We start from the raw sequence: 20,870 nt of genomic DNA, 5'->3' as shown, positions 1-20,870 counted from the left end.
ATCCTGACGGGATGCCCTCGCGACCGACCTCCACCGGCAGGCGGCTCCGCCCGCGTGTCGCCACCGCGGCGATGGCCGGCTCGACGCTGCTGCTCGTAGCCGTCACCGTTGCCCTGCTCGGCCCCGGCCCGCGTCCGGTCGTCATCGTGCTAGTCTGGCTCGCCTGCATCACGCCGCCGCTCGTGCGTAGCGACGTCGCGGAGCGGCGGCTCCCGAACCGTCTCGTGCTGCCGGCGCTCACCGTCGCGGTGCCGCTCACGGCCATCGATGCCGCAGTGCGTCAGGTGGCCCCGCTCGAACCGCTCCTGATGGGGTCCGCGGTCGGCGCCGTCCTGTACGCATGCGCCCTCTTCGGCGGGCTGGGCATGGGGGACGTGAAGCTCGGCGCGCTGCTCGGCCTCGCGGTCGGCTGCTTCGGGACGTCCGCGGTGCTGCTCTTCGCGGTGGTGTCGGTCTTTTCGGCCGGCCTCGCGGGTGTGGTCGTCGTGCTTCTCGCACGCTCACGTGGTGGCTCCGCTGGCTGGCGCACCCGCATCCCGTTCGGCCCGTTCCTGCTCCTCGGCTGCTGGAGCGCGGTCGCCGCCACGGCATGACCACACGAACGGAGACGGCCCCGGAACCGCGAGGGTTCCGGGGCCGTTCGGTGTTTCGACGAGCGGGTCGACTCAGCCGGGGTGCGTCATCGAGAGGACGTCGAGCGCCGTGTCGAGCTGCTCCTCCGTGATCTCGCCACGTTCGACGAAGCCGAGGTCGACGACGGCCTCGCGGACGGTGAGACCCTTGGCGACGGAGTGCTTGGCGATCTTCGCCGCCGACTCGTAGCCGATGATCTTGTTCAGCGGGGTGACGATCGACGGCGAGGAGCCGGCGAGTGCCGCAGCGCGGTCGAGGTTGGCCTCGAGGCCGTCGACGGTCTTGTCGGCGAGGACCCGGGTCGCGTTCGAGAGGAGACGGATGCTCTCGAGGAGCGCCGTGCCCATGACCGGGATCGCGACGTTGAGCTCGAAGGAGCCCGACGCGCCGGCCCAGGCGATGGTCGCGTCGTTGCCGACGACCCGTGCGCCGACCATCAGGACGGCCTCCGGGATCACGGGGTTCACCTTGCCTGGCATGATCGAGGATCCCGGCTGGAGGTCGGGGATGTGCAGCTCGCCGAGACCGGTGTTCGGGCCGGAGCCCATCCAGCGGAGGTCGTTGCAGATCTTCGTGAGGCTGACCGCGATGACCCGGAGGGCTCCCGAGGTGTCGACGAGTCCGTCGCGTGCGCCCTGGGCCTCGAAGTGGTCCTGCGCCTCGGTGATGGGCAGTTCGGTCTCCTGCGCGAGCAGCTCGATGACGAGCTGGGGGAAGCCCTTCGGCGTGTTGATGCCGGTGCCCGTCGCGGTCCCGCCGAGCGGGACCTCTGCGACCCGGGGGAGTGCCGTACGCACACGCTCGATGCCGAGACGCATCTGGCGCGCGTAGCCACCGAACTCCTGGCCGAGGGTGACCGGCGTGGCGTCCATGAGGTGCGTCCGGCCCGGCTTCACGGCGGTCTTCCACAGCTCGGCCTTGCGTTCCAGCGAGACGGCCAGGTGGTCGAGGGCCGGGATGAGGTCGTCGATGAGGGCGCTCGTGACGGCGATGTGCACGGAGGTCGGGAAGACGTCGTTCGAGGACTGCGAGGCGTTGACGTGGTCGTTGGGGTGCACCGGGCTGCCGAGGCGCGCGCTCGCGAGCGTCGCCAGAACCTCGTTCATGTTCATGTTCGACGAGGTGCCGCTGCCGGTCTGGTAGGTGTCGACCGGGAACTGCGCGTCGTGCGCGCCGGTGATGACCTCGTCGGCCGCTGCGGCGATCGCGTCGGCGACACCCTGGTCGAGGACGCCGAGCTTGGCGTTGGCGAGTGCCGCGGACTTCTTGATCCGGGCCAATGAGGCGATCTGCGCCGACTCGAGCCCGCTGCCCGAGATCGGGAAGTTCTCGACCGCCCGCTGCGTCTGCGCACCGTAGAGGGCGTTCGCGGGGACCCGCACCTCACCCATGGTGTCGTGTTCGATGCGGTACTCGGTTGCTGAGGTGTCTACCACGCTGTTCGTTCTCCTTCGTGCGATTGCGGTGGTGCTGCGCTCGACCGGTCGGTGAGCGGGGTGGAGGTCATTCGGGGACGGTGACGTCGCCGATCACGATGTCGGCGACGGCGGTGCCCTCGAGGAGCTTGTAGTTCGCGCCGATGATGGCGACCGTCCCGGCCGCCACGGCGTCGCTGATGAGCTCGGAGCGCGAGACGACCTCCATGACGGTGCGGCGGAGGTGGCGTCGTCCGACCTCGGAGGTGTCGACGGAGGCGGCGTCGATCGGTGCGGGGCCGGCGACAGCGCTCACGGCTGGGACGATCTGCTGGATCAGCTGGTCGATGTACGGGGGGAGCGGGGTGGCGTCCTCGATCTGCGAGTCGATGGCCGCGCGGACGGCGCCGCACTCGTCGTGCGCGAGCACGAGGATGAGCGGGACCTGCAGGACACCGACGGCGTACTCCAGGGTGCCGAGCACCGAGTCGGAGACGATCTGACCGGCGTTGCGGACGACGAAGAGGTCGCCGAGCCCTTTGTCGAAGATGATCTCGGCCGCGAGGCGGGAGTCGGAGCAGCCGAAGATGACCGCCTCCGGGGCCTGGGAGTGCGCGAGCGTGGCGCGGCGTTCGACGTCCTGGCGGGGGTGGGCGGGCTGACCGGCGACGAACCGCGCGTTACCGCGCTGCATCTCGCGCCAGACGGCACCGGGGCGCTTCTGGGTCATTCTGAGTCCGTTTCTGCAGGGGCGCCCGACGGCGCGTCGAGGTTGGCGGTGACCCCGGTGCGCACGGAGCGTGCGACATCGAGGACGTACTCGGGCTTCGCCGTGCCGAACACGGCGATCGTGCTCCGACCGGCGACGGTCGACAGGGCGTACGCGACGTTGCCGTCGTCGGAGCCGCTGCCGTTCGCGTATTCGACCCACTCGACGCCGTCGATCGTGACGGTTCCGGTGGGGCGGGCTTCGTCGAGCTCGGCGAGGAGCCAGGTGTCGTTGGCGTCGACGCCTTGCACGAGGCCGACGAACTCGTCGTCGGGGGAGATGAGTCCGACGTTCCAGGAGCGGATGTCGGGTGTGCCGGCGACCGGTGACGCTGCGGTGCGGACGTCGGCGTAGTTGCTGCCCCAGTCGTCGCCGAGCTCGGGGGTGAGGAGCGGGACGGGGAGGTCGGGCTGCGCCTGGCCGGCGAGCTGCGCGTAGTCGACGGTCGGGCGCTCCGGGGCTTCACCTCGGGGCACGGCGAGCACGATCACGACCACGAGGCCGACCGTGGCCAGGAGCGACAGGACGAGATTGTTGACGGTCTTGCGCGAGCGGTACAGGCGGGAGTTCTCCGCCTTGCGGTCGGCGGTCTCCTGCGGCGTCTCGGGGCGGCCGAGCTCGGCAACGACGCGCGGCGGCTTGGTGTCCTTCACCGCGATGCGTCCGGAGTGCCGGATCCGAGCTGGGCGGCGCGTGCCGCGTCCAGCCGTGCCTTCGCGCCGATCAGCCACTCCTCGCAGCGCTGGGCGAGCTGTTCGCCGCGCTCCCAGAGGCGGAGGGAGTCCTCGAGCGACGCCGAGCCCTGCTCCAGCTCGGACACGACACGCACGAGCTCGTCGCGTGCCTGCTCATAGCTGAGCTCCTGGACATCGGAGGGGGTTGGCATGCTTCTATCCTATTCGTCGTCGGTCCGGGCGGCAGCCGTGGCCGGGCCGGTACTGGAGGCGCCGATCGCGCCGGAGGCGAGGGTGACCAGGAGCTCCGTCCCGGCGGGCGCGTCGCCCTCGGCACGGATGACCGCGCCACCCGGGACGCCGGCCTCCGGGTCCGCTCGTTGGACGATGGCGTAGCCGCGGTCGAGCGTGCGCTGCGGCGACAGGGCGCGGAGGTGTGCGCGGAGTTCCGTCACCTCGCGCTGGGAGCGCTCGACGGCGCGGTCGATGAGCTCGGCACCCCTGGCGACCGTTCGGGTCAGCTCGTCCGCCCGTGAGTCGACGATCCAGGACGGGTCGGCGAGCGCGGGTCGGGTGCGGAGCGTCGCGAGTCGGTCGATCTCGTGACCCAGCAACGAGGTCACCCGGGAGGACAACCTGACGCGGGCCTGCTGCACCCGTGCGAACTCCTCCGCGACGTCGGGGACGACCCGCTTGGCGGCATCGGTCGGTGTGGAGGCACGGAGGTCGGCGACGTCGTCGAGCAACGGGCGGTCCGCCTCGTGGCCGATGGCGCTCACAAGGGGTGTGGTGCAGGCGGCCGCGGCACGGACCACGCGTTCGTCGCTGAACCCGAGGAGGTTCTGGAAGTCGCCACCGCCGCGCGCGACGATGATGACGTCGACCTCGGGGTCGGCGTCGAGCGTCTGCAGAGCGCTCACGACGTCGCCGGGGGTGCGGTCGCCCTGGACGGCGGCGTGGACGACGCGGAACCGGACCGAGGGCCAGCGCAGTTCCGCGTTGCGCAGGACGTCCTTCTCGGCGTCGGAGTCCTTGCCGGTGACCAGCCCGATGCACTGCGGGAGGAACGGGAGCGGCCGTTTGCGCGACGCGTCGAAGAGCCCCTCCTCGGCGAGCTGCCGACGGAGTCGCTCGAGTCGCTCGAGGAGGTCGCCGATGCCGACGTGCTTCATCGCCATGACCTGCATGGTGAGTGTGCCGCCCTTGAGCCAGTAGTTCGGCTTGACCAACGCGACCACGTGGTCGCCCTGTTTGAGGTCGGCGGGGATCTTCGCGCGGACGGACGACCAGATGGTGAACCCGACCGTCGCATCGATCTCGAGGTCTTTGAGCTTGCCGTAGACGTTGCCGCCCGAGGCGCCCCACTGCGTGATCTCGCCCTCGACCCAGACCGTGCCGAGGCGGTCGATGTAGTCGCGGAGCTTCGTGCCGAGGAGCGCGACCGGCCAGGGGGCTTCCATGGTGGCCGGTGCATCGCTCATCCCTCAAGCCTAGCCGCGAGCACCGACGGCGCGGCGGTCGCGGACCACCCGGCCGTTCACGGCCGACTCCCGAGCGCTGCCGCGTAGAATCCACACGTGACCGATCTCCGCGACGCCCCAGCCATCGGCCTCGGCATGCCGAGGCTCCGACGTATCGCCGGACGTCTCGCAGACCTCCCCGTCGCCGGGGAGAAGCGCGTCCTGCTGGCAGCCCCGCGCGGTTACTGCGCCGGCGTGGACCGCGCGGTCGTCGCCGTCGAGAAGGCGCTCGAGCACTACGGCGCGCCGGTGTACGTCCGGAAGCAGATCGTCCACAACGTGCACGTCGTCGATCAGCTCGAGGCCCAGGGCGCCGTGTTCGTGGAAGAGGTCGACGAGGTGCCGTCCGGCGCGCACATCGTCTTCAGTGCGCATGGCGTCTCGCCAGCCGTGGTCGATGCCGCCGCCGACCGCGGGCTGCTCGCGATCGACGCCACCTGCCCGCTCGTCACGAAGGTCCACCGCGAGGCCGTGCGCTTCGCCCGCGACGACTACGAGATCCTGCTCATCGGACACGAGGGGCACGAGGAGGTCGAGGGCACGGCCGGTGAGGCGCCCGACCACGTCACGCTCGTGACGAGCCCGGAAGCCGTCGACGACCTCGTCGTCGCCGACCCCGACAAGGTCGTGTGGCTCTCGCAGACCACGCTGTCGGTGGACGAGACCATGGAGACGGTCCGCCGCCTGCGCGAGCGGTTCCCGAAGCTCCAGGATCCGCCGAGCGACGACATCTGCTACGCGACCCAGAACCGTCAGGTGGCCATCAAGAAAGTAGCCCAGGACGCCGACCTCGTAATCGTGGTCGGGTCGGCGAACTCCTCGAACTCGGTGCGCCTCGTGGAGGTCGCCCTCGAATACGGCGCGAAGGCCGCCTACCGCGTCGACTACGCACACGAGATCCAGCAGGCCTGGCTCGACGGCGTCGTCACGGTCGGTGTCACCAGCGGCGCCTCCGTGCCGGAGGTCCTCGTCGACGAGGTCCTGGAAGAACTCTCCGGAGCCGGCTACGGCGCGGTGCAGGAAGTCAAGACGGCCGAGGAGGACCTCATGTTCTCCCTGCCGAAGGAGCTGCGCAAAGACCTTGCCGGCACGACCGATCCGCGCGCCCTGGGAGGGCGTCGACCATGAGCGAATCCCGCCCCCGTCCGCAGTTCGGTGAGTACGCGTCCCCCGAGGAGCAGCGTGCCCGGATCGCCGAGCCCATCGACGAGCAGCGGGCGGAGGAGCTCGGCATCGCGCCGGTCGTCCCCGTCGAACGGCAGCCACGGCAGCAGCAGGAGCCGACCCTCCGCGAGCAGACGCGCGAGCAGGCGCATGAGCCTGGGGTGATGCAGCCGGGCGCTCCGACCGTGGCCGCTAGACGACCTGTCGCCGGAGACCGGATCGCGACGTCGATCCTGCTCGGACTCGGCCTCGTCGGCCTGATCGTGACCATGCCGGGCCTGCTCGACCTCCCGGGCCTGATCCGCCCCGCACTCGTGCAGATGGGTGTCTCGGGGTACTCCTCGGACGGTCTCGCGAGCGCCATGGGCATCCTGGCGCTCGGTCTCCAGATCGCCCTGTGGGTGGGCGCCATCATCCTGTCGAGCCGGTCGCTCCGCGCGGGTCGATTGACCTTCTGGATCCCGCTCGTCGCCGGTGTCGCGGCGAACCTGGTCGTGGTGATCTGTCTCGCCGTGGCCATGGGCGCCGACCCGGCGTTCATGGAGTACGTCCGCTCGCAGCAGCCGTAGTCATCCACACACGAAGAACGGGCCCGGCAGCGATGCCGGGCCCGTTCTGTTCGTGCAGGTGACTAGGAGGTGCTGGTGCCGTACGAGCCGAGCTGCTTCGTCGACTCCACGACGCGAGCGGCCATCGCCGACTCGGCGACCTTGCCCCAGGCACGGGGGTCGTAGAGCTTCTTGTTGCCGACCTCGCCGTCGAGCTTCAGCACGCCCTCGTAGTTCGAGAGCATGTAGCCGGCGATCGAGCGGGTGAACGCGTACTGCGTGTCGGTGTCGATGTTCATCTTGACGACACCGTTCGCGACGGCCTCGGCGATCTCGGCGTCGGTGGAACCCGACCCACCGTGGAACACGAGGTCGAGCGGCTTGGGGCCGTGGCCGTACTTGGCGGTGAGGCCGTCCTGGATGGTCTTCAGCAGCTCGGGCTGGAGCTTGACGTTGCCGGGCTTGTAGACGCCGTGCACGTTACCGAAGGTGAGGGCGGCCATGTAGCGCCCCTGCTCGCCGAGGCCGAGCGCCTCGACGGTCGCGATGGCGTCGTCGAGGGTGGTGTACAGGTGCTCGTTGATGTCGTGGCTGACGCCGTCCTCTTCGCCGCCGACGACGCCGATCTCGACCTCGAGGATGGCGTTGATGGCCTTGGTGCGCTTCAGCATCTCGGTCGCGATCTCGAGGTTCTCCGTGAGCGGGACCGCCGAGCCGTCCCACATGTGGGACTGGAAGATCGGGTTGCGACCGGCCTTGACCTCTTCTTCGGAGGCGGCGATGAGCGGCATGACGAAGCCGTCGAGCGCGTCCTTCGGGCAGTGGTCGGTGTGGAGCGCGACGGTGACGGGGTAGTTCTTGGCGACCTCGGTGGCGAACTTCGCGAAGGCGATCGCGCCGGCGGCGCGGTTCTTCACGGTGTGGCCGGCGAAGTAGTCGGCGCCGCCCGTGGTGACCTGGATGATGCCGTCGGAACCGGCCTCGGTGAGGCCCTGGAGGACGGAGTTGATGGTCTGGCTGCTCGAGACGTTGAACGCCGGGTACGCGAACCCGTTCGACTTCGCCTTGTCGAGCATCGCTGCGTACTGTTCCGGGGTGGCGACGGGCATGTCTTCTCCTTGCGTGGGGACGATTCGCCTTGAAGTCTAGTGACTCGGGCTCCGAGGCATACGGCACGATGGGGACATGATCGAGCGCACTCCGGACACCGACCTCCTCGACGGCTTCCTCGACGCCACGCGGGCCGCCGCTGCCGCCGTCGCCGGTCTCGTGGGTGGCGGCGACGGCATGCGCATCGACGGGGTCGCCGTCGACGCGCTCCGCCGGGCGCTCGAATCGCTCCCGGTCGACGGGCGCGTCGTCGTGGGGGAGGGGGAGAAGGACCAGGCGCCCATGCTCTTCGTGGGCGAACGCTTCGGCACGGGTGCGGGGCCGGCGATCGACCTCGCCGTCGACCCCGTGGACGGCACCAAGCTCGCGGCCGCCGGGAAGCCGGACTCCGTCGCCGTGATCGCCATCGCCCCGCGCGGTGCGATGTTCGACATCGGCCCGGCGTACTACCTCGAGAAGCTCGTCGCGGCCGGTGGGGGACGCGAGCTGTCGCTCGGCGACCCGATCGCGGTGACCCTCGACCGGCTCGCCGCGCGTGTGGGGCGGCCGGTCGAGCAGCTCCGGGTCGCGGTCCAGGACCGCCCCCGGAACGCGGCGACGGCCCATGCCGTGACCGCCGCCGGTGCGGAGCTCGTGAGCTTCATGGACGGCGACGTCGCCCTGTCCCTGCGTGCCGCGGCCACCGACGGCGACCTCGATCTGCTCCTCGGCGTGGGCGGGGCCCCGGAGGGCATCCTCACGGCTGCCGCGGTCCGGGCCCTCGGTGGCTGGATGACGGCGCGCTTCGCACCGCAGTCGCCGGAGGAACGGGCGCGGCTTATCGAGGCAGGGACCGATCTCGACCGCGAGGTCCCACTCGACGAACTCTGCCGCGACGACGCCTGGCTGCTGCTCAGTGCTGTCACGTCGACCGCGCTCGCCGCCGGAGCCGAACTCGCCGGAGTCCGGGTCGAAGGGGACGGCGGTGTCATGGTCGAGTCCGTCGTCGTCGGTCCCGGGAGCCCGCTGACGAGGTCACGGAAGCGCCTCGATCGAGACACGCCCACCGGCCTTCCCCGCCCGGTTCGATAGGCTGAAACCCTCATCCACCGAAGCGTCGTGTCCCACGAGGCGAGCGATCCATGGAGGATCCAGTGACCCAGCCTGAAACCGGCTCCCACTATCTGCAGCCCGACCGCAACCTCGCCATGGAGCTCGTGAGAGCGACGGAGGCCGCCGCGATCCGGGCGGCGCCGTTCATCGGGCGAGGCGACAAGAACGCCGCCGACGGTGCGGCGGTCGACGCCATGCGCGCCTTCCTCGGCACCGTCAACTTCGACGGCGTGGTCGTCATCGGCGAGGGCGAGAAGGACGAAGCGCCCATGCTCTTCAACGGCGAGCACGTCGGCAACGGCCGCGGCCCGTCCTGCGACATCGCGGTCGACCCGATCGACGGCACGAGCCTCACCGCCGCCGGCCGGCAGAACGCCCTCTCCGTCATCGCCGTGTCCGACCGTGGCAGCATGTTCGACCCGTCCGCGGTGTTCTACATGGACAAGATCGTCACCGGCGCCGACGGCATCGGTGTCGTCGACATCAGCCAGTCCATCGGCGACAACATCCGCGAGCTCGCGAAGGCCAAGGGCAAGCAGCCCGAGGACATCCGCGTCGCCGTCCTCGACCGACCGCGCCACGCGCAGCTCATCGAGGAGATCCGCGCGGCCGGTGCCGGGACGCGGCTGCTGCTCGACGGCGACGTCGCGGGTGGCATCAACGCCGCGCGCTACGACTCACGGATCGACATGTGCGTCGGCATCGGCGGCACGCCCGAGGGCATCATCACCGCGTGTGCCGTCAAGGCGCTCGGTGGCCTCATCCAGGGCAAGCTCATGCCGAAGGACGACGCCGAACGCGAGCGTGCGCTCGCGGCCGGTCACGACCTCGACCGTGTCCTCGGCGCGAACGACCTCGTCCGCGGCGACAACACGTACTTCGTCGCGACGGGCGTCACCCACGGTGAACTCGTCGACGGCGTGCAGCGCAAGGGTCCGATCATCCGCACCGAGAGCCTCGTGCTGCGGTCGCGTTCCGGCACCATCCGTCGTGTCGAGGCAGACCACCTCGCTGCGAAGTGGCTGTAGCCGCTCCTCCAGTAGCGCGAAGCGCCCGGTTCCACCTCGCGGTGGGCCGGGCGCTTCGTCGTGCGGTGTTCGTGCCGGTCAGCCCTGGAGCCGGTGCGCGAGCCGGGCCTCGAGCTCGCTCGGCTCGGCATCGGACGGCTCCGGCGAGGGCTGCGCCTCCGGTGCGGTGAGGCGCTTCGGTGAGGCGTCGCTCTGGCTCACCTGACCGATGACCGTCGCCTCGTCGAGGGCGTCGAGCTTGCGCGCCGTGACGAGCACGCGGGTCTCGAACGACGAGGCGAACTGGTTGTAGTTGGTGACCGTGCTCTCGATGGACCGGCGCAGGCGGTCGGCGTGGTCCGACAGCGTCGAGAGCCGCTGGTAGAGCTCCTTGCCGAGGTCGAACAGTCGCTTCGCGTCCTCGGTGAGGACGTCCTGCTGCCAGGTGAACGCGACTGTCTTGAGGACGGCCCACAGGTTGACGGGGGAGGCGAGGGCGACCCGTTTGCCGAAGGCGTAGTCGAGCAGGCTCGCGTCGGCCTCGAGCGCTGCGGCGAGGAGCGACTCGCTCGGGATGAAGCAGATGACGAACTCCGGGCTCGACTCGAGGCCGCGCCAGTATCCCTTCGCCGCGAGGGCGTCGACGTGCGACCGCACGGCCTTCACGTGCTGCGCGAGGAGGGCGGTGCGTCGCGCGGCCTCCTCGCCCGTCGCGGTGACGGGGATGGTGCTGGCTTCGAGGTACTGCGCGAACGGCACCTTCGCGTCGACCGCGATCGACTTGCCGCCGGGGAGTCGCACGACCATGTCGGGTCGGCCGACGCCGTTGTCGGAGGTGATGCTCGACTGCAGGTCGAAGTCGACGCGCTGCGTGAGGCCCGCGGCTTCGACGACGTTGCGGAGCTGGGTCTCACCCCAGACGCCGCGGGTCGCGTTGTTCCGGAGCGCCGAGGCGAGCGACTCCGTCGTGGACCGCAGGCGTTCCTCGGACTCCGAAGCCGTCTTCAGTTGTTGTGCGAGCTCGCCGTGCTGTCGGCTGCGCTGCTGCTCGAGTTCCGCGACCTTCGCCTGCATGTGTTCGAGGCTGTGCTGCACGGGCGCGAGGGCCTGCAGGACCTGGCTCTCCTCGTGTTCCTGGCGCGATCGTCGTTCGGCGTCGGCGCGGTGGCGTTCGGCGAGCTCGCGGTACTGCTCGCGCTGGGCGTTCAGCTCACGCCCGAGACCGTCGGCTGTGGCGTCGAGGGCGGCGAGTTCGGCGCGCAGTGCGGCGCGGAGTTCCGCCTCCTTCGCGGAGGCGTCGGCGAGGAGCTGCGCCTGTTGGCCACGGAGGTCGGCGAGCTGGGCGGTGTGCCTGGCCTCGAGCAGCGCGGGGTCGATCGATCCCGTGCCGGTGCGCCGCTGCAGCAGGAGGACCGCCACGGCTGCGCCGATGACGAGTCCGATGAGGAGGCCGATCCCGAGGGCGAGTGCGCTGTCCATGCCCTCAGTGTGTCGCGGGCCGCCGACATCGCTCGGAGGCCGCGCGGCGACCGCGGGCTCAGGCGGCGACGGCCGTCCCGATCCGGCCGATCTTCACGCTCGTGAGCTGCGCGAGTTCGGCGATCGAGGAGGCGCCGTGGCGGGCGGCGGCGTGGATGATGATGTGCGCGGAGGCCTCGGCGTCGCCGGTGGCGTCGTGGTGCTGGAAGTCGTCGAACCCGGCGGCGAGAGCGGCCACCGGAAGTCGGTAGGAGTCGAGCTGATACGTCTTGCGTGCGACGTTGAGACTGCACAGGTAGCTGAGGTCGGGGCAGTCGAGGCCGGTGGCTGCGCAGCCACCGCGGATGACGCCCATGTCGAAGCCGGCGTTGTGTGCGACGAGCGCGTCACCCTGGGCGAAGTCGAGGAGGGTGTCGAGCTGGTCCGCCCAACCGGGCGCACCGAGGACGTCGGTCGCGACGATCCCGTGGATGCGCGTGTTCCACTCGAGGAACGCGTCGTGTCCGGCAGGGGGCTGGATGAGCCAGCCCGCGCGGTCGACGACGATGCCGTCTCGGACCCTGACGAGGCCCACGCTGCAGGCGGAGGCGGATGACGAGTTCGCGGTCTCGAAGTCGATGGCGGTGAAATCCAGTGGCACGTCCTCACCCTCGCACCAGCGTCCGACACCGCCCGGGTGGCACGCCGCACGCCGCTCGATCGACCGTGCCGATCCGTGCCCGGAGCGGAGGCGCGACCCACGGGGACGCGCGGCCAAGTACGATAGACCCTCGTGGCTCTTACTCTCGGCATCGTCGGCCTGCCCAACGTCGGCAAGTCCACCCTGTTCAACGCGCTCACGCGCAACAACGTGCTCGCCGCGAACTATCCGTTCGCGACGATCGAGCCGAACGTCGGCGTGGTCGAACTGCCCGACGCCCGGCTCGGCAAGCTCGCGGAGATCTTCGGCAGCGAGCGCATCCTGCCCGCCGCGGTGTCCTTCGTCGACATCGCCGGCATCGTCAAGGGCGCGAGCGAGGGGGAGGGGCTCGGCAACAAGTTCCTCGCGAACATCCGCGAGGCCGACGCCATCGCGCAGGTCGTGCGCGGCTTCGCCGACCCCGACGTCGTGCACGTCGACGGCGACGTGAACCCGGCCTCCGACATGGAGACGATCAACACCGAGCTCATCCTCGCCGACCTCGAGACGCTCGAGAAGGCCGTCACCCGGTTCGAGAAGGAGGTCAAGGGCAAGAAGCTCGACCCCTCCGTCCTCGCGGCGGCGAAGGAGGCGCAGGACGCGCTGAACGCCGGCACCCCGCTCTCGGCGACGAAGATCGACCTCGCGCCCATCAAGGAGCTCGGTCTCCTCACGGCCAAGCCGTTCATCTACGTCTTCAACGTCGACGAGGAGGTCCTCCAGGACCAGGCGAAGCTCGACGAGCTGGCCGCGCTCGTGGCGCCGGCGAAGGCCGTCTTCCTCGATGCGAAGCTCGAGTCGGAGCTCGTCGACCTCGACGAGGACGACGCCCGCGAGATGCTCGAGTCGACCGGCCAGACCGAGTCCGGCCTCGACCAGCTCGCACGCATCGGTTTCGCGACGCTCGGGCTGCAGACCTACCTCACGGCGGGCCCGAAGGAGTCGCGCGCGTGGACGATCCCGCAGGGTGCCAAGGCGCCCCAGGCGGCCGGCGTCATCCACACGGACTTCGAGAAGGGCTTCATCAAGGCCGAGGTCATCTCGTTCGACGACCTCGTCGAGACCGGCTCCGTCGCCGAGGCCCGTTCCAAGGGCAAGGCCCGCATGGAGGGCAAGGACTACGTCATGCAGGACGGCGACGTCGTGGAGTTCCGGTTCAACGTCTAGCTCGTCGAAAGCGCACGTTCCGTCGTCGACAGGCGCTCCAGCCGACGGAATGAGCGTTCTCGGTGGTGGTCACCGCTTCCGCCGCTGTTCCGCGATCCACGTGTGATCGGCAATCGCCGCTGAGACGGCTTCACGATACTGCGGGCCGTCTGCGCTGCGGTACAGATCCCTACTGAAGAACTTCGACTCAGCTCGATAGGGCGCGCTGTTGTGGACACGCGTCGCGAGATCCGACAGGACATCGTGGTCGCCCGCGAGGTAGGCGGTGAGCTCGGTGTCGTTCAGTCGGATGAGCGCGGAATCGTCGATGAGGGCGCTGTAGCTGTATCTCGCGTGGAGGTAGAGCGAACCCTCCTGCTCGACGAGGAACCACATTCCCGGTTCATGGTCGACGTAGCGCACCGTCACCACCACCGTCTGGCGCGAGGGACCAAGCCCGCGAGGGCGGCGACCCCGACGAGGGCGCTGACCGCCCCGAGGAAGCCCAGAGGAATGTCGCGGAGCGGGCCGATGACGAGCAGGGCACCGAGGCCGAGCGCTGCCACGCCGAACCCGGTGCGCCAGCGTCTCCCGGCCTTCGCCGATGGGCGGCGGTCGGGCAGATCGGTGGGGCGCGGGCGCGCGCGGCGGCGTGCGCTCAGCGGCGGTCCGCCGTCGTCTGGCCCGTCGACGGCACGCCCGAACCCGTCGACCCACGGACCGCCACCGACCTCGGGGCAGCGGTCGTGGACGTTCGTATCGCGGGTCGAGGCATCCGCCGGGTGGGCCGGCATGGCTGCGGCGAGATCCACGTCGAACCTGACGGAGCCGTCCGGCAGGAGGGCGTCGTACCCGACGAACCGCAGCGGCCGTCGGCGCCATCTCGACGTGCCACGGAATGCCGTCGCGCGGACGGCGACGGGTCGATCGGGCGATTCGCGCATGGGTCGATGGTGACACATCGGTCACCGCGGTTCAGCTCCCTGATGGTTCCGAAGCCCCTGCCGTCAGCGAGGTGCTGCTCCGGCGGTACGCTCGATGAGGCGCCACCCGAACGGGCGCCTGGGGGAGGCCACGGGTGACGATCGATCTGGCGAGCATGCTGGTGGTGGCGGTGATCGTCTGCGCCGCGTGCGGGATCTTCTACGGACTCGACAGCGCGCGAACCCTCGCCGGGCGCCATCTGGCGGCCTGGATGTCCGGATTCGCCACCACCCTCCTCTCGGCGGTCAGCTATCTCGCCGCCACGCTCAACGGCGACTCGGTGTGGATCGTCGCCGTCGCCAACGCCGCCATGGTCGCCTCGATCGCCGCCCTGTGGGTCGGGTGCCGGCTGTTCAACGGTCGACGCAGCCTCGTGCTGCTCGGCACCCTCTTCGTCGGGGTGACGGCGATCTCCGCCGTCCTCGACCCCACCGACGACCCGGAGTGGGCCGGCACCATCGCCCGGCTCATCTCGCTCATCATGCTGTCGTTGCTCGTCGCGTACGAGGCACGGCGGGGGCGCATGCGGACGGCGCCGGCGTCGCTGGTGCTCGTCGTCGTCATGATCCTGCACGCCGTGTTCACCGCCGTGCGCCTCGCGGTCTACCTCGCGGCGGGTCCTCACTCGGAGATCTTCGAGCGGCTGTTCAGCACGCCCATCGTGACCTACATGAACCTCGTGTTCGTCGTCGCGGTCGCCGTTGGCCTCGTCCTCCTGCGTTCCTGGGAGCGCAAGCAGCGCCTCTCCTCGGAGCGGGTGGGCGTCCGCGCGGTGGGGCGCCGCGCGTTCATCGCCGAGGCGACCCGACTCCGCGACGGGCAACAGTCCGATCGTCGTCTCACGATCCTCGTCGTGGCCATCGACGGCTACGGCGACCTCCGCCGCGCCTACGGGATGGCGACGGCGGGGGAGCTGGAGGCGCTGCTCGCCGCCGCGGTCTTCCGGGAGTTGCCGGCCGGGTCCGTCTGCACCCGCGTGTGGAGCGGGACGATCCTCGTGGCCACGTCGGTCGAACCGGGGCCGACCGGCCTCTCCGGTCTGCACGACCTCGCGGCACCGATCGCCGCCGGCTACCGGGAGGCCGTGACGCAACAGCTCGACGGTTTCGCCGGTGCTGCGAACCTCGGCGTCGTGGTGGATTCGGCCGCGCCGACCCCTGTCGAGACCCTCGTGTCGATCGCACGGACGGCCCGAGCCGACGCGGAGCGGCGAGGCGAATCGGTGCGGGTCGTCGAGTCCGCGTCGGAGACGCAGGACCGCCGACGGCGCGTACCGCTCAGCGACCCTGGCGCTTCTTGTACGGGAGCGGCTCGCCCTTGACCTTGGGCGCGCGACCCTTGCCCTTGTTCGCCTTGGCCTTACCACCCGGCGCGGGAGCCGACTTCGCTGCCGCTGCCGCAGAGGCGTCGAGTTGGCGACGCGCCTCGATGAGGAACGCGTAGCCGGCGTCCGTCAGCTGCGTGGACTCCACGTCACGGGCGAACAGTTCCGCTCCGACGCTCTCCTCGAGCTTCCGGACGTCGGCGACGACGGTGCTCCTCGGCACACCGAGCGCCTTGGCCGCCTTCGCGAAGTGGAGGGTCTCCGCGGAGGCGACGAAGGAGCGCAGCTGCTTGTGGTCCATGCCCTCAGCCTACGGTCACGGCGTCAGGCTGCCGACCAGTGTCGCGTCAGCCACCCAGCTGGTCGCGTCGACGACGTCGCACGATCACCGAGGCGATACCCGCGAGCAGGCCGAGGCCGAGCAGGGAGCCGGCCACGATCGCGAGCGTGGATCCCTGGAACCCGGTGTCGGGGAGCCTCGTGATGTCTCCGGCCGGAACCGCCGGCTGACCGGGGACCTGCGGAGTGCCCGGCGGGACGGCCTCCGTGATGACGATCGTCGATTCGATGGAGTCGTCGGGTGCGGTGCCGTTGCTCGCGGTGATGGTCACCGTATAGGTCCCGGGCGTCGTCGGCGTACCGGTCACGCCACCGGTCACGCTGTCGAGGACGAGTCCCGGGGGCAGGCCACCCGAGGTGACGGTGTACGTCGCGTCGGGGCTGCCGGTCGAGGTGACCGTGCTGTCGTACGTCGTGCCGACGGTGCCGCCGGGGAGCGGAGCGGAGGTGATCTCCGGGCTCGTCGTGACCTCGGAGCCGCTGCCGTCGTCGCAGCCGGTCGGCCGGTTGATGACGGTGTTGATGAGCGTCACGGCGCCGGTGGACGCGAGGAGACGTCCTTCGACGACCGTGCCAGATCCCGTGGAGATGGACGTGTCGGCGAGGACCGTGCCGACGAAGGGAGCGCCGCCGTTCAGCGTGGCCGAGCTGCCGACGCGCCAGAACACGTTGCAGGCGCTCGCGCCGCCGGCGAGGATGATCGACGCACCGGTGGAGGTGTCCAGCCTGCTCGCCGCCTGGAAGACCCAGACCGACTCCGCCGTACCGGTGAGCGTCAGGTTCCCGGACAGGGAGATCACGCCGCCGGAGTAGACGCCTGGGGTGAGGTTCAGGCCGGTGAGGTCGCCGAGGCCCTGCGTGGTCGGGGTGAGACTGGAAGCGACACCCATCGCGGTGAGGAGATCGTTCTTGGCGAGGGCGGCCGGCTCGTTCGTCACGTTCTGAACGCCGTTGACGATGCCCGGCGGGAAGCCCGTCACGGAGCTCTCCGGGCTGAGCCCGAGGTCGCCGTTGATCGTGGTGGCGCCGGTGTTGGTGACGGCCGATGCGGCGAGGACGCCGTAGTCGGCTGCCGTGCCCAGGTTGATCGGGCCGTCGATCGTGGTCGCGGCGTTCGCCGGTCCGGCACCGATGGCCAGGAGCCCGACGGTGACGACTGCCGCTGCGGCGAAGAGCCGTGGGCGAGTGCGACCAAGTTGACGGCTTCGGTCGTGTGGAGAGAGTTCGAGGCGCATGAGGGCCCGTTCCGTGTGGGAGGGGCGCGAAGCCAACGAGAATGGCGACATCAACCGCAACTCTTCTCTGTGTACCACCTTCGGGGGTCGCTAGATCAGCTAGCGCTCCTGACGTAGCCAATCGTTATCTTGATGCGATACGCTACTCCGCCGACTCGTGGCGCGAAATGAACGTTCGGCGAGGCCTCCTCTGAATGAGACGATTGCTGCATGACTGCAACGCTCGTGGCCCAAGGCCTGGCCGGAGGACACGGCCATCGCACCCTGTTCGACGGCCTCGATCTGACGGTGGCGCCGGGCGACGTCATCGGCGTCGTCGGGATGAACGGAGCGGGGAAGTCGACGCTGCTGCAGCTCCTCGGCGGCTCGCTCGAACCGCAGGCCGGCACGATCACGCTGTCGCCCTCAGACGCCTTCGTGGGCGCGCTCCCGCAGGAACACGAGCGCGTCGTCGGCGAGAGCGTCGCCGCCTACATCGCCCGGCGCACCGGCTGTGCTGCGGCGACCGAGGCGATGGACGCGGCCGCCGCCGCGCTCGCCGAACCCCCGCAGGCAGGCACGGACCCCGCGGACGTCTATTCGGCCGCCCTCGACCGCTGGTTGGCGAGCGGGGCGGCCGACCTCGAGGAGCGGATCCCCGCGGTCCTCGCCGACCTCGGGCTGGACCTGGACGCGGATGTCACGACCACGATGATGACCTCACTGTCGGGCGGGCAGGCCGCTCGCGTCGGACTGGCGGCGCTGCTGCTGTCGCGATTCGACATCGTCCTCCTCGACGAACCGACCAACGACCTCGACCTCGACGGTCTGGAGCGGCTCGAACGCTTCGTGCAGGGATTGCGCGGGGGTGTGGTGCTCGTCAGCCACGACCGTGAATTCCTCGCCCGCTGCGTCACCCGCGTCCTCGAACTCGACCTCGCGCAGCAGAGCAACCGTGTCTTCGGGGGCGGATACGAGGCCTACCTCGAGGAGCGCGAGGTCGCCAGGCGGCACGCCCGCGACGCCTACGACGAGTTTGCCGACAAGAAGGCCGACCTCATCGGTCGTGCCCGGGTGCAGCGGGAGTGGTCCAGCCAGGGCGTGCGGAACGCGATGAAGAAGGCACCCGACAACGACAAGATCCGGCGGAAGGCCTCGGCGGAGTCCTCGGAGAAGCAGGCCCAGAAGGTCCGGCAGATGGAGAGCCGCATCGCCCGGCTGGACGAGGTGGAGGAACCGCGCAAGGAGTGGCAGCTGCAGTTCACGATCGGCAGCGCACCGCGCTCGAGCACGGTCGTCGCCACGCTCTCCGAGGCCGTCGTCCGGCAGGGCGACTTCCAGCTCGGCCCCCTGTCCCTCCAGGTGAACGTGGGCGATCGCATCGGCATCACGGGGCCCAACGGCGCCGGCAAGTCCACCCTGCTCGCGACGCTGCTCGGTCGCCGCGAACCCGATGCGGGCAGCGCGAGCCTCGGCTCCAGTGTGCGGATCGGCGAGATCGATCAGGCCCGCTCCTTGCTCGTCGGCTCGGAGCCGCTCGCCGACCGCTTCGAGGCGATCGTGCCCGACCTCAGTCCGGGAGAGGTCAGGACGCTGCTGGCGAAGTTCGGGTTGAAGGCCGACCACGTGAACCGGCCCGTCGACGAGCTGTCGCCGGGGGAGCGCACCCGCGCCGGGCTCGCGGTGCTCCAAGCCACCGGGATCAACCTGCTGGTCTTGGACGAGCCGACGAACCACCTCGACCTCGCGGCCATCGAACAGCTCGAGGAGGCGCTCGAGGGCTACGACGGGACACTCCTGCTCGTCACGCACGACCGCCGCATGCTCGACACCGTCCGGATCGAACGGCGGTGGGTCGTCGAGGCCGGGCAGGTCACCGAGCGCTAGTGGTGATCGTCATCCGGGCCGTCGGTGGAGACCCTCGCCGGACATGAGCGAGGACCCCGCGGCGTTCGCCGGGCGGGGTCCTCGTCGTTCAGGGGGCGCGTCAGTCGCGCAGCTGCTCCTTGTAGTCGTTCTTGGCCTCGGTGGTGTCGCGCTCGGCCTCGGCCTTCTTCACGTCGGCCTCCGCCTGCTTCACCTTGGCGTCGGCCTTGGCCTCGTCCAGCTTGTCGCTGATGCGCTCCTTGGTGTCGTCGACGGCCTCGCCGATCTTCTTGCCTGTCGCCTCAGCAGCGTCCTTGGCGTTGTCCAGGAATCCCATCGTCAACTCCGTCTCTGATCCCGACTGTCGGTCACAATTCAAGCGTCGTGCACCGATGCCTGCGCGGCAACCACTTGTGTTCCGCTGCGTCGGCGGCTAGCGCGTGCGACGGCGCGTTCAGGGTGCTGGGGCGCCACCGTCGGTCGGGGTCGCGTGCGGCAGCCAGTCCTTGAGGATGACCTCCTCGGGGTCGACCAGACGCTCCGTGTGGAGGTCGTACTCCGGGTCACGTTCGGCGAGGAACCGGGTGACGGCGTCAGCGTCCTCATTGTCGTGTCGACGTCGTGCGCGGTCTGCCGCGTCCTGCTCGGTGCTCATGGATCCCACCGTAGCCCAGCCTCCGTCGGTGGGCGCCGCCAGACACCCGGCATCGGACACCCGGCACCGAGCGCGCGGCCGGATCCGTCCGCTCGGTCGTCGTGGGGTTCAGCGCAGGCCCGCGACGGCCTCCACCGAGGCGACGACGGCGCTCGCCGTCCGGTCCAGATCGGCCGCGGTGACGGCGGCGGTCCAACTGAGGCGCACAGCGGTCTGCGCGACCTCCGGAGCGATGCCGATCGCGAGGAGGACCGGCGACGGCTCGTCGCTGCCGGCGGCGCACGCGGAGCCGCTCGAGGAGACGACGCCGCGCCGTTCGAGTTCGAGGAGGACCGCCTCGCCCGAGGTCCCGGGGAACACGAACGACGCGATACCCGGCAGCCGTCGTTCGGGGTGGCCCGTCAACCGAGCGCGCGGGACCTCGTTCAGGACCCTCGCGATGAACTCGTCACGCAATCCACTGACACGGTCGACCGCTTCCACCCGATCACGCTCGGCGAGCTCCAGCGCCGTCGCGAGCCCGACGGCGGCGGCCACCTGTTCGGTCCCGCTCCGGCGCCCGCGTTCCTGCCCCCCACCGTGCAGCAGCGGTTCCAGGGGCAGCGACCCGCGAACGGCGAGCAGTCCGACCCCCTTCGGCGCCCCGAGCTTGTGACCGGCGAGGCTCAGCGCGTCCACGCCGAGGCGGTCGAGTCCGAGGGGAAGCCACCCTGCCGCCTGCACGGCGTCGGTGTGGAACGGGACGCCTGCGGCGCGCGTGACGGCCCCGAGTGCCGACAGGTCCTGGACCGTGCCGATCTCGTTGTTGGCCGCCATCACCGAGACGAGCACCGTGTCCGGCCGGAGTGCCGCGGCGAGTTCGGCCGGGTCGACCAGGCCGGTCCCGTCCACCGGGAGGATGGTCGCCTCGACCCCGTGGAACCGCGTGAGGTATGCGACCGATTCCGCGACCGCCTCGTGCTCGATCGCCGAGGTGACGACATGGCGTCCGCGATCGAGGGCCGCCAGAGTGATGCCCTTGACCGCGAGGTTGTCCGCTTCGGTGCCACCCGAGGTGAACACCACGTCGCCAGGTCGGACGCCCAGCACGGTCGCGACGCGTCGCCGGGCGTCCCGCAACGCCCCGGCCGCCGCCTCGCCGACGGTGTGATGGCTCGACGGGTTGCCGAAGGTGCTCGTCAGGTACGGCCACATCGCCTCGAGCACCTCCGGGCGCACCGGCGTCGTCGCCGCGTTGTCGAGGTAGAGCATC

General features: G+C 70.3%; 23 protein-coding genes. 8 read left to right on the top strand and 15 right to left on the bottom strand.

The window, feature by feature from the left end; genetic code table 11:
• Positions 1 to 11: 11 nt before the first annotated feature.
• Complete coding sequence (locus RWN05_RS05430) at positions 12 to 593, top strand: A24 family peptidase (protein ID WP_314138853.1); 582 nt, start codon at positions 12 to 14, stop codon at positions 591 to 593.
• A 72-nt stretch (positions 594 to 665) separates the two neighbouring features.
• Here RWN05_RS05430 and RWN05_RS05425 read toward each other — a convergent pair whose 3' ends face one another.
• The 5 genes from RWN05_RS05425 to xseA all read right to left on the bottom strand — a co-directional run bounded on the left by RWN05_RS05425 (position 666) and on the right by xseA (position 4,972).
• Positions 666 to 2,069, bottom strand: a complete 1,404-nt coding sequence (locus tag RWN05_RS05425) for a class II fumarate hydratase (protein ID WP_314138852.1) — start codon at positions 2,067 to 2,069, stop codon at positions 666 to 668.
• 67 nt (positions 2,070 to 2,136) lie between these two features.
• Positions 2,137 to 2,778, bottom strand: a complete 642-nt coding sequence (locus RWN05_RS05420) for a carbonic anhydrase (protein WP_064296442.1) — start codon at positions 2,776 to 2,778, stop codon at positions 2,137 to 2,139.
• A complete protein-coding gene (locus RWN05_RS05415; protein ID WP_167620449.1) occupies positions 2,775 to 3,470 on the bottom strand; it encodes a DUF4245 domain-containing protein in 696 nt (231 codons plus the stop codon). The genes RWN05_RS05420 and RWN05_RS05415 overlap by 4 nt, the downstream gene beginning before the upstream one ends.
• Complete coding sequence (locus tag RWN05_RS05410; RefSeq protein WP_064296575.1) at positions 3,467 to 3,703, bottom strand: exodeoxyribonuclease VII small subunit; 237 nt, start codon at positions 3,701 to 3,703, stop codon at positions 3,467 to 3,469. Before RWN05_RS05410 ends, RWN05_RS05415 begins: the two co-directional genes overlap by 4 nt.
• Positions 3,704 to 3,712: 9 nt before the next feature.
• Positions 3,713 to 4,972 (bottom strand): exodeoxyribonuclease VII large subunit, encoded by a 1,260-nt coding sequence (gene xseA, locus RWN05_RS05405; protein ID WP_064296441.1) that lies wholly within the window; start codon positions 4,970 to 4,972, stop codon positions 3,713 to 3,715.
• A 135-nt stretch (positions 4,973 to 5,107) separates the two neighbouring features.
• Between xseA and RWN05_RS05400 the strand changes: the two genes are divergently transcribed.
• Together RWN05_RS05400 and RWN05_RS05395 are read left to right on the top strand one after the other, a co-directional pair.
• A complete protein-coding gene (locus tag RWN05_RS05400) occupies positions 5,108 to 6,139 on the top strand; it encodes a 4-hydroxy-3-methylbut-2-enyl diphosphate reductase (protein ID WP_071261248.1) in 1,032 nt (343 codons plus the stop codon).
• Positions 6,136 to 6,744 (top strand): DUF6264 family protein, encoded by a 609-nt coding sequence (locus RWN05_RS05395; RefSeq protein ID WP_064296440.1) that lies wholly within the window; start codon positions 6,136 to 6,138, stop codon positions 6,742 to 6,744. Before RWN05_RS05400 ends, RWN05_RS05395 begins: the two co-directional genes overlap by 4 nt.
• Before the next feature lie 62 nt (positions 6,745 to 6,806).
• Here RWN05_RS05395 and fbaA read toward each other — a convergent pair whose 3' ends face one another.
• A complete protein-coding gene (gene fbaA / locus RWN05_RS05390) occupies positions 6,807 to 7,832 on the bottom strand; it encodes a class II fructose-bisphosphate aldolase (protein WP_064296439.1) in 1,026 nt (341 codons plus the stop codon).
• A gap of 76 nt (positions 7,833 to 7,908) precedes the next feature.
• Between fbaA and RWN05_RS05385 the strand changes: the two genes are divergently transcribed.
• Entirely contained in the window at positions 7,909 to 8,904 is a 996-nt protein-coding gene (locus tag RWN05_RS05385) for a fructose-bisphosphatase class II (RefSeq protein ID WP_314138847.1), read from the top strand.
• A 50-nt stretch (positions 8,905 to 8,954) separates the two neighbouring features.
• A complete protein-coding gene (glpX, locus tag RWN05_RS05380) occupies positions 8,955 to 9,953 on the top strand; it encodes a class II fructose-bisphosphatase (protein ID WP_064296437.1) in 999 nt (332 codons plus the stop codon).
• A gap of 78 nt (positions 9,954 to 10,031) precedes the next feature.
• On the opposite strand, the gene rmuC is transcribed toward glpX, so the two are convergent.
• Positions 10,032 to 11,411 carry a DNA recombination protein RmuC gene (gene rmuC / locus RWN05_RS05375; protein WP_314138846.1) on the bottom strand — a complete coding sequence of 460 codons (1,380 nt, stop codon included), beginning with the start codon at positions 11,409 to 11,411 and terminating at the stop codon, positions 10,032 to 10,034.
• A 58-nt stretch (positions 11,412 to 11,469) separates the two neighbouring features.
• Positions 11,470 to 12,051 carry an exonuclease domain-containing protein gene (locus tag RWN05_RS05370; protein ID WP_064296572.1) on the bottom strand — a complete coding sequence of 194 codons (582 nt, stop codon included), beginning with the start codon at positions 12,049 to 12,051 and terminating at the stop codon, positions 11,470 to 11,472.
• Positions 12,052 to 12,183: 132 nt separating this feature from the next.
• On the opposite strand from RWN05_RS05370, the gene ychF reads away from it, so the two are divergent.
• The gene (ychF, locus tag RWN05_RS05365; RefSeq protein WP_064296436.1) at positions 12,184 to 13,257 is read left to right on the top strand and encodes a redox-regulated ATPase YchF; all 1,074 of its coding nucleotides are present in this window, start codon (positions 12,184 to 12,186) and stop codon (positions 13,255 to 13,257) included.
• Between the two features lie 69 nt (positions 13,258 to 13,326).
• Here ychF and RWN05_RS05360 read toward each other — a convergent pair whose 3' ends face one another.
• On the bottom strand, positions 13,327 to 13,632 hold the full coding sequence (locus RWN05_RS05360) for a hypothetical protein (protein WP_314138845.1): 306 nt from the start codon (positions 13,630 to 13,632) through the stop codon (positions 13,327 to 13,329).
• Between the two features lie 29 nt (positions 13,633 to 13,661).
• Positions 13,662 to 14,180: a hypothetical protein gene (locus RWN05_RS05355; protein ID WP_314138844.1), complete on the bottom strand. Its 519-nt coding sequence runs from the start codon at positions 14,178 to 14,180 to the stop codon at positions 13,662 to 13,664.
• 134 nt (positions 14,181 to 14,314) lie between these two features.
• On the opposite strand from RWN05_RS05355, the gene RWN05_RS05350 reads away from it, so the two are divergent.
• On the top strand, positions 14,315 to 15,541 hold the full coding sequence (locus tag RWN05_RS05350; RefSeq protein WP_314138842.1) for a hypothetical protein: 1,227 nt from the start codon (positions 14,315 to 14,317) through the stop codon (positions 15,539 to 15,541).
• Here RWN05_RS05350 and RWN05_RS05345 read toward each other — a convergent pair.
• On the bottom strand, positions 15,498 to 15,845 hold the full coding sequence (locus RWN05_RS05345; RefSeq protein WP_064296432.1) for a LysR family transcriptional regulator: 348 nt from the start codon (positions 15,843 to 15,845) through the stop codon (positions 15,498 to 15,500). The two genes, RWN05_RS05350 and RWN05_RS05345, sit on opposite strands and share 44 nt — an antisense overlap.
• Positions 15,846 to 15,891: 46 nt before the next feature.
• Positions 15,892 to 17,118 carry an ice-binding family protein gene (locus RWN05_RS05340; protein WP_314138841.1) on the bottom strand — a complete coding sequence of 409 codons (1,227 nt, stop codon included), beginning with the start codon at positions 17,116 to 17,118 and terminating at the stop codon, positions 15,892 to 15,894.
• A gap of 210 nt (positions 17,119 to 17,328) precedes the next feature.
• Here RWN05_RS05340 and RWN05_RS05335 point away from each other — a divergent pair, with 210 nt between their 5' ends.
• Positions 17,329 to 18,984 carry an ABC-F family ATP-binding cassette domain-containing protein gene (locus RWN05_RS05335; protein ID WP_314138839.1) on the top strand — a complete coding sequence of 552 codons (1,656 nt, stop codon included), beginning with the start codon at positions 17,329 to 17,331 and terminating at the stop codon, positions 18,982 to 18,984.
• 100 nt (positions 18,985 to 19,084) lie between these two features.
• Here the strand turns inward: RWN05_RS05335 and RWN05_RS05330 are convergent, their stop codons facing one another.
• The 3 genes from RWN05_RS05330 to RWN05_RS05320 form a co-directional block, all read right to left on the bottom strand.
• Positions 19,085 to 19,300 carry a hypothetical protein gene (locus tag RWN05_RS05330; RefSeq protein WP_064296430.1) on the bottom strand — a complete coding sequence of 72 codons (216 nt, stop codon included), beginning with the start codon at positions 19,298 to 19,300 and terminating at the stop codon, positions 19,085 to 19,087.
• Positions 19,301 to 19,417: 117 nt separating this feature from the next.
• A complete protein-coding gene (locus tag RWN05_RS05325; RefSeq protein ID WP_064296429.1) occupies positions 19,418 to 19,618 on the bottom strand; it encodes a hypothetical protein in 201 nt (66 codons plus the stop codon).
• Between the two features lie 108 nt (positions 19,619 to 19,726).
• On the bottom strand, positions 19,727 to 20,869 hold the full coding sequence (locus RWN05_RS05320) for a cysteine desulfurase family protein (RefSeq protein WP_314138835.1): 1,143 nt from the start codon (positions 20,867 to 20,869) through the stop codon (positions 19,727 to 19,729).
• Position 20,870 lies beyond the last annotated feature (1 nt).

It is taken from the genome of uncultured Plantibacter sp. (genome assembly GCF_963518075.1).
GTDB classification, from domain to species: domain Bacteria; phylum Actinomycetota; class Actinomycetes; order Actinomycetales; family Microbacteriaceae; genus Plantibacter; species Plantibacter flavus_A.
This window is presented reverse-complemented; position numbering and strand designations above follow the sequence as displayed.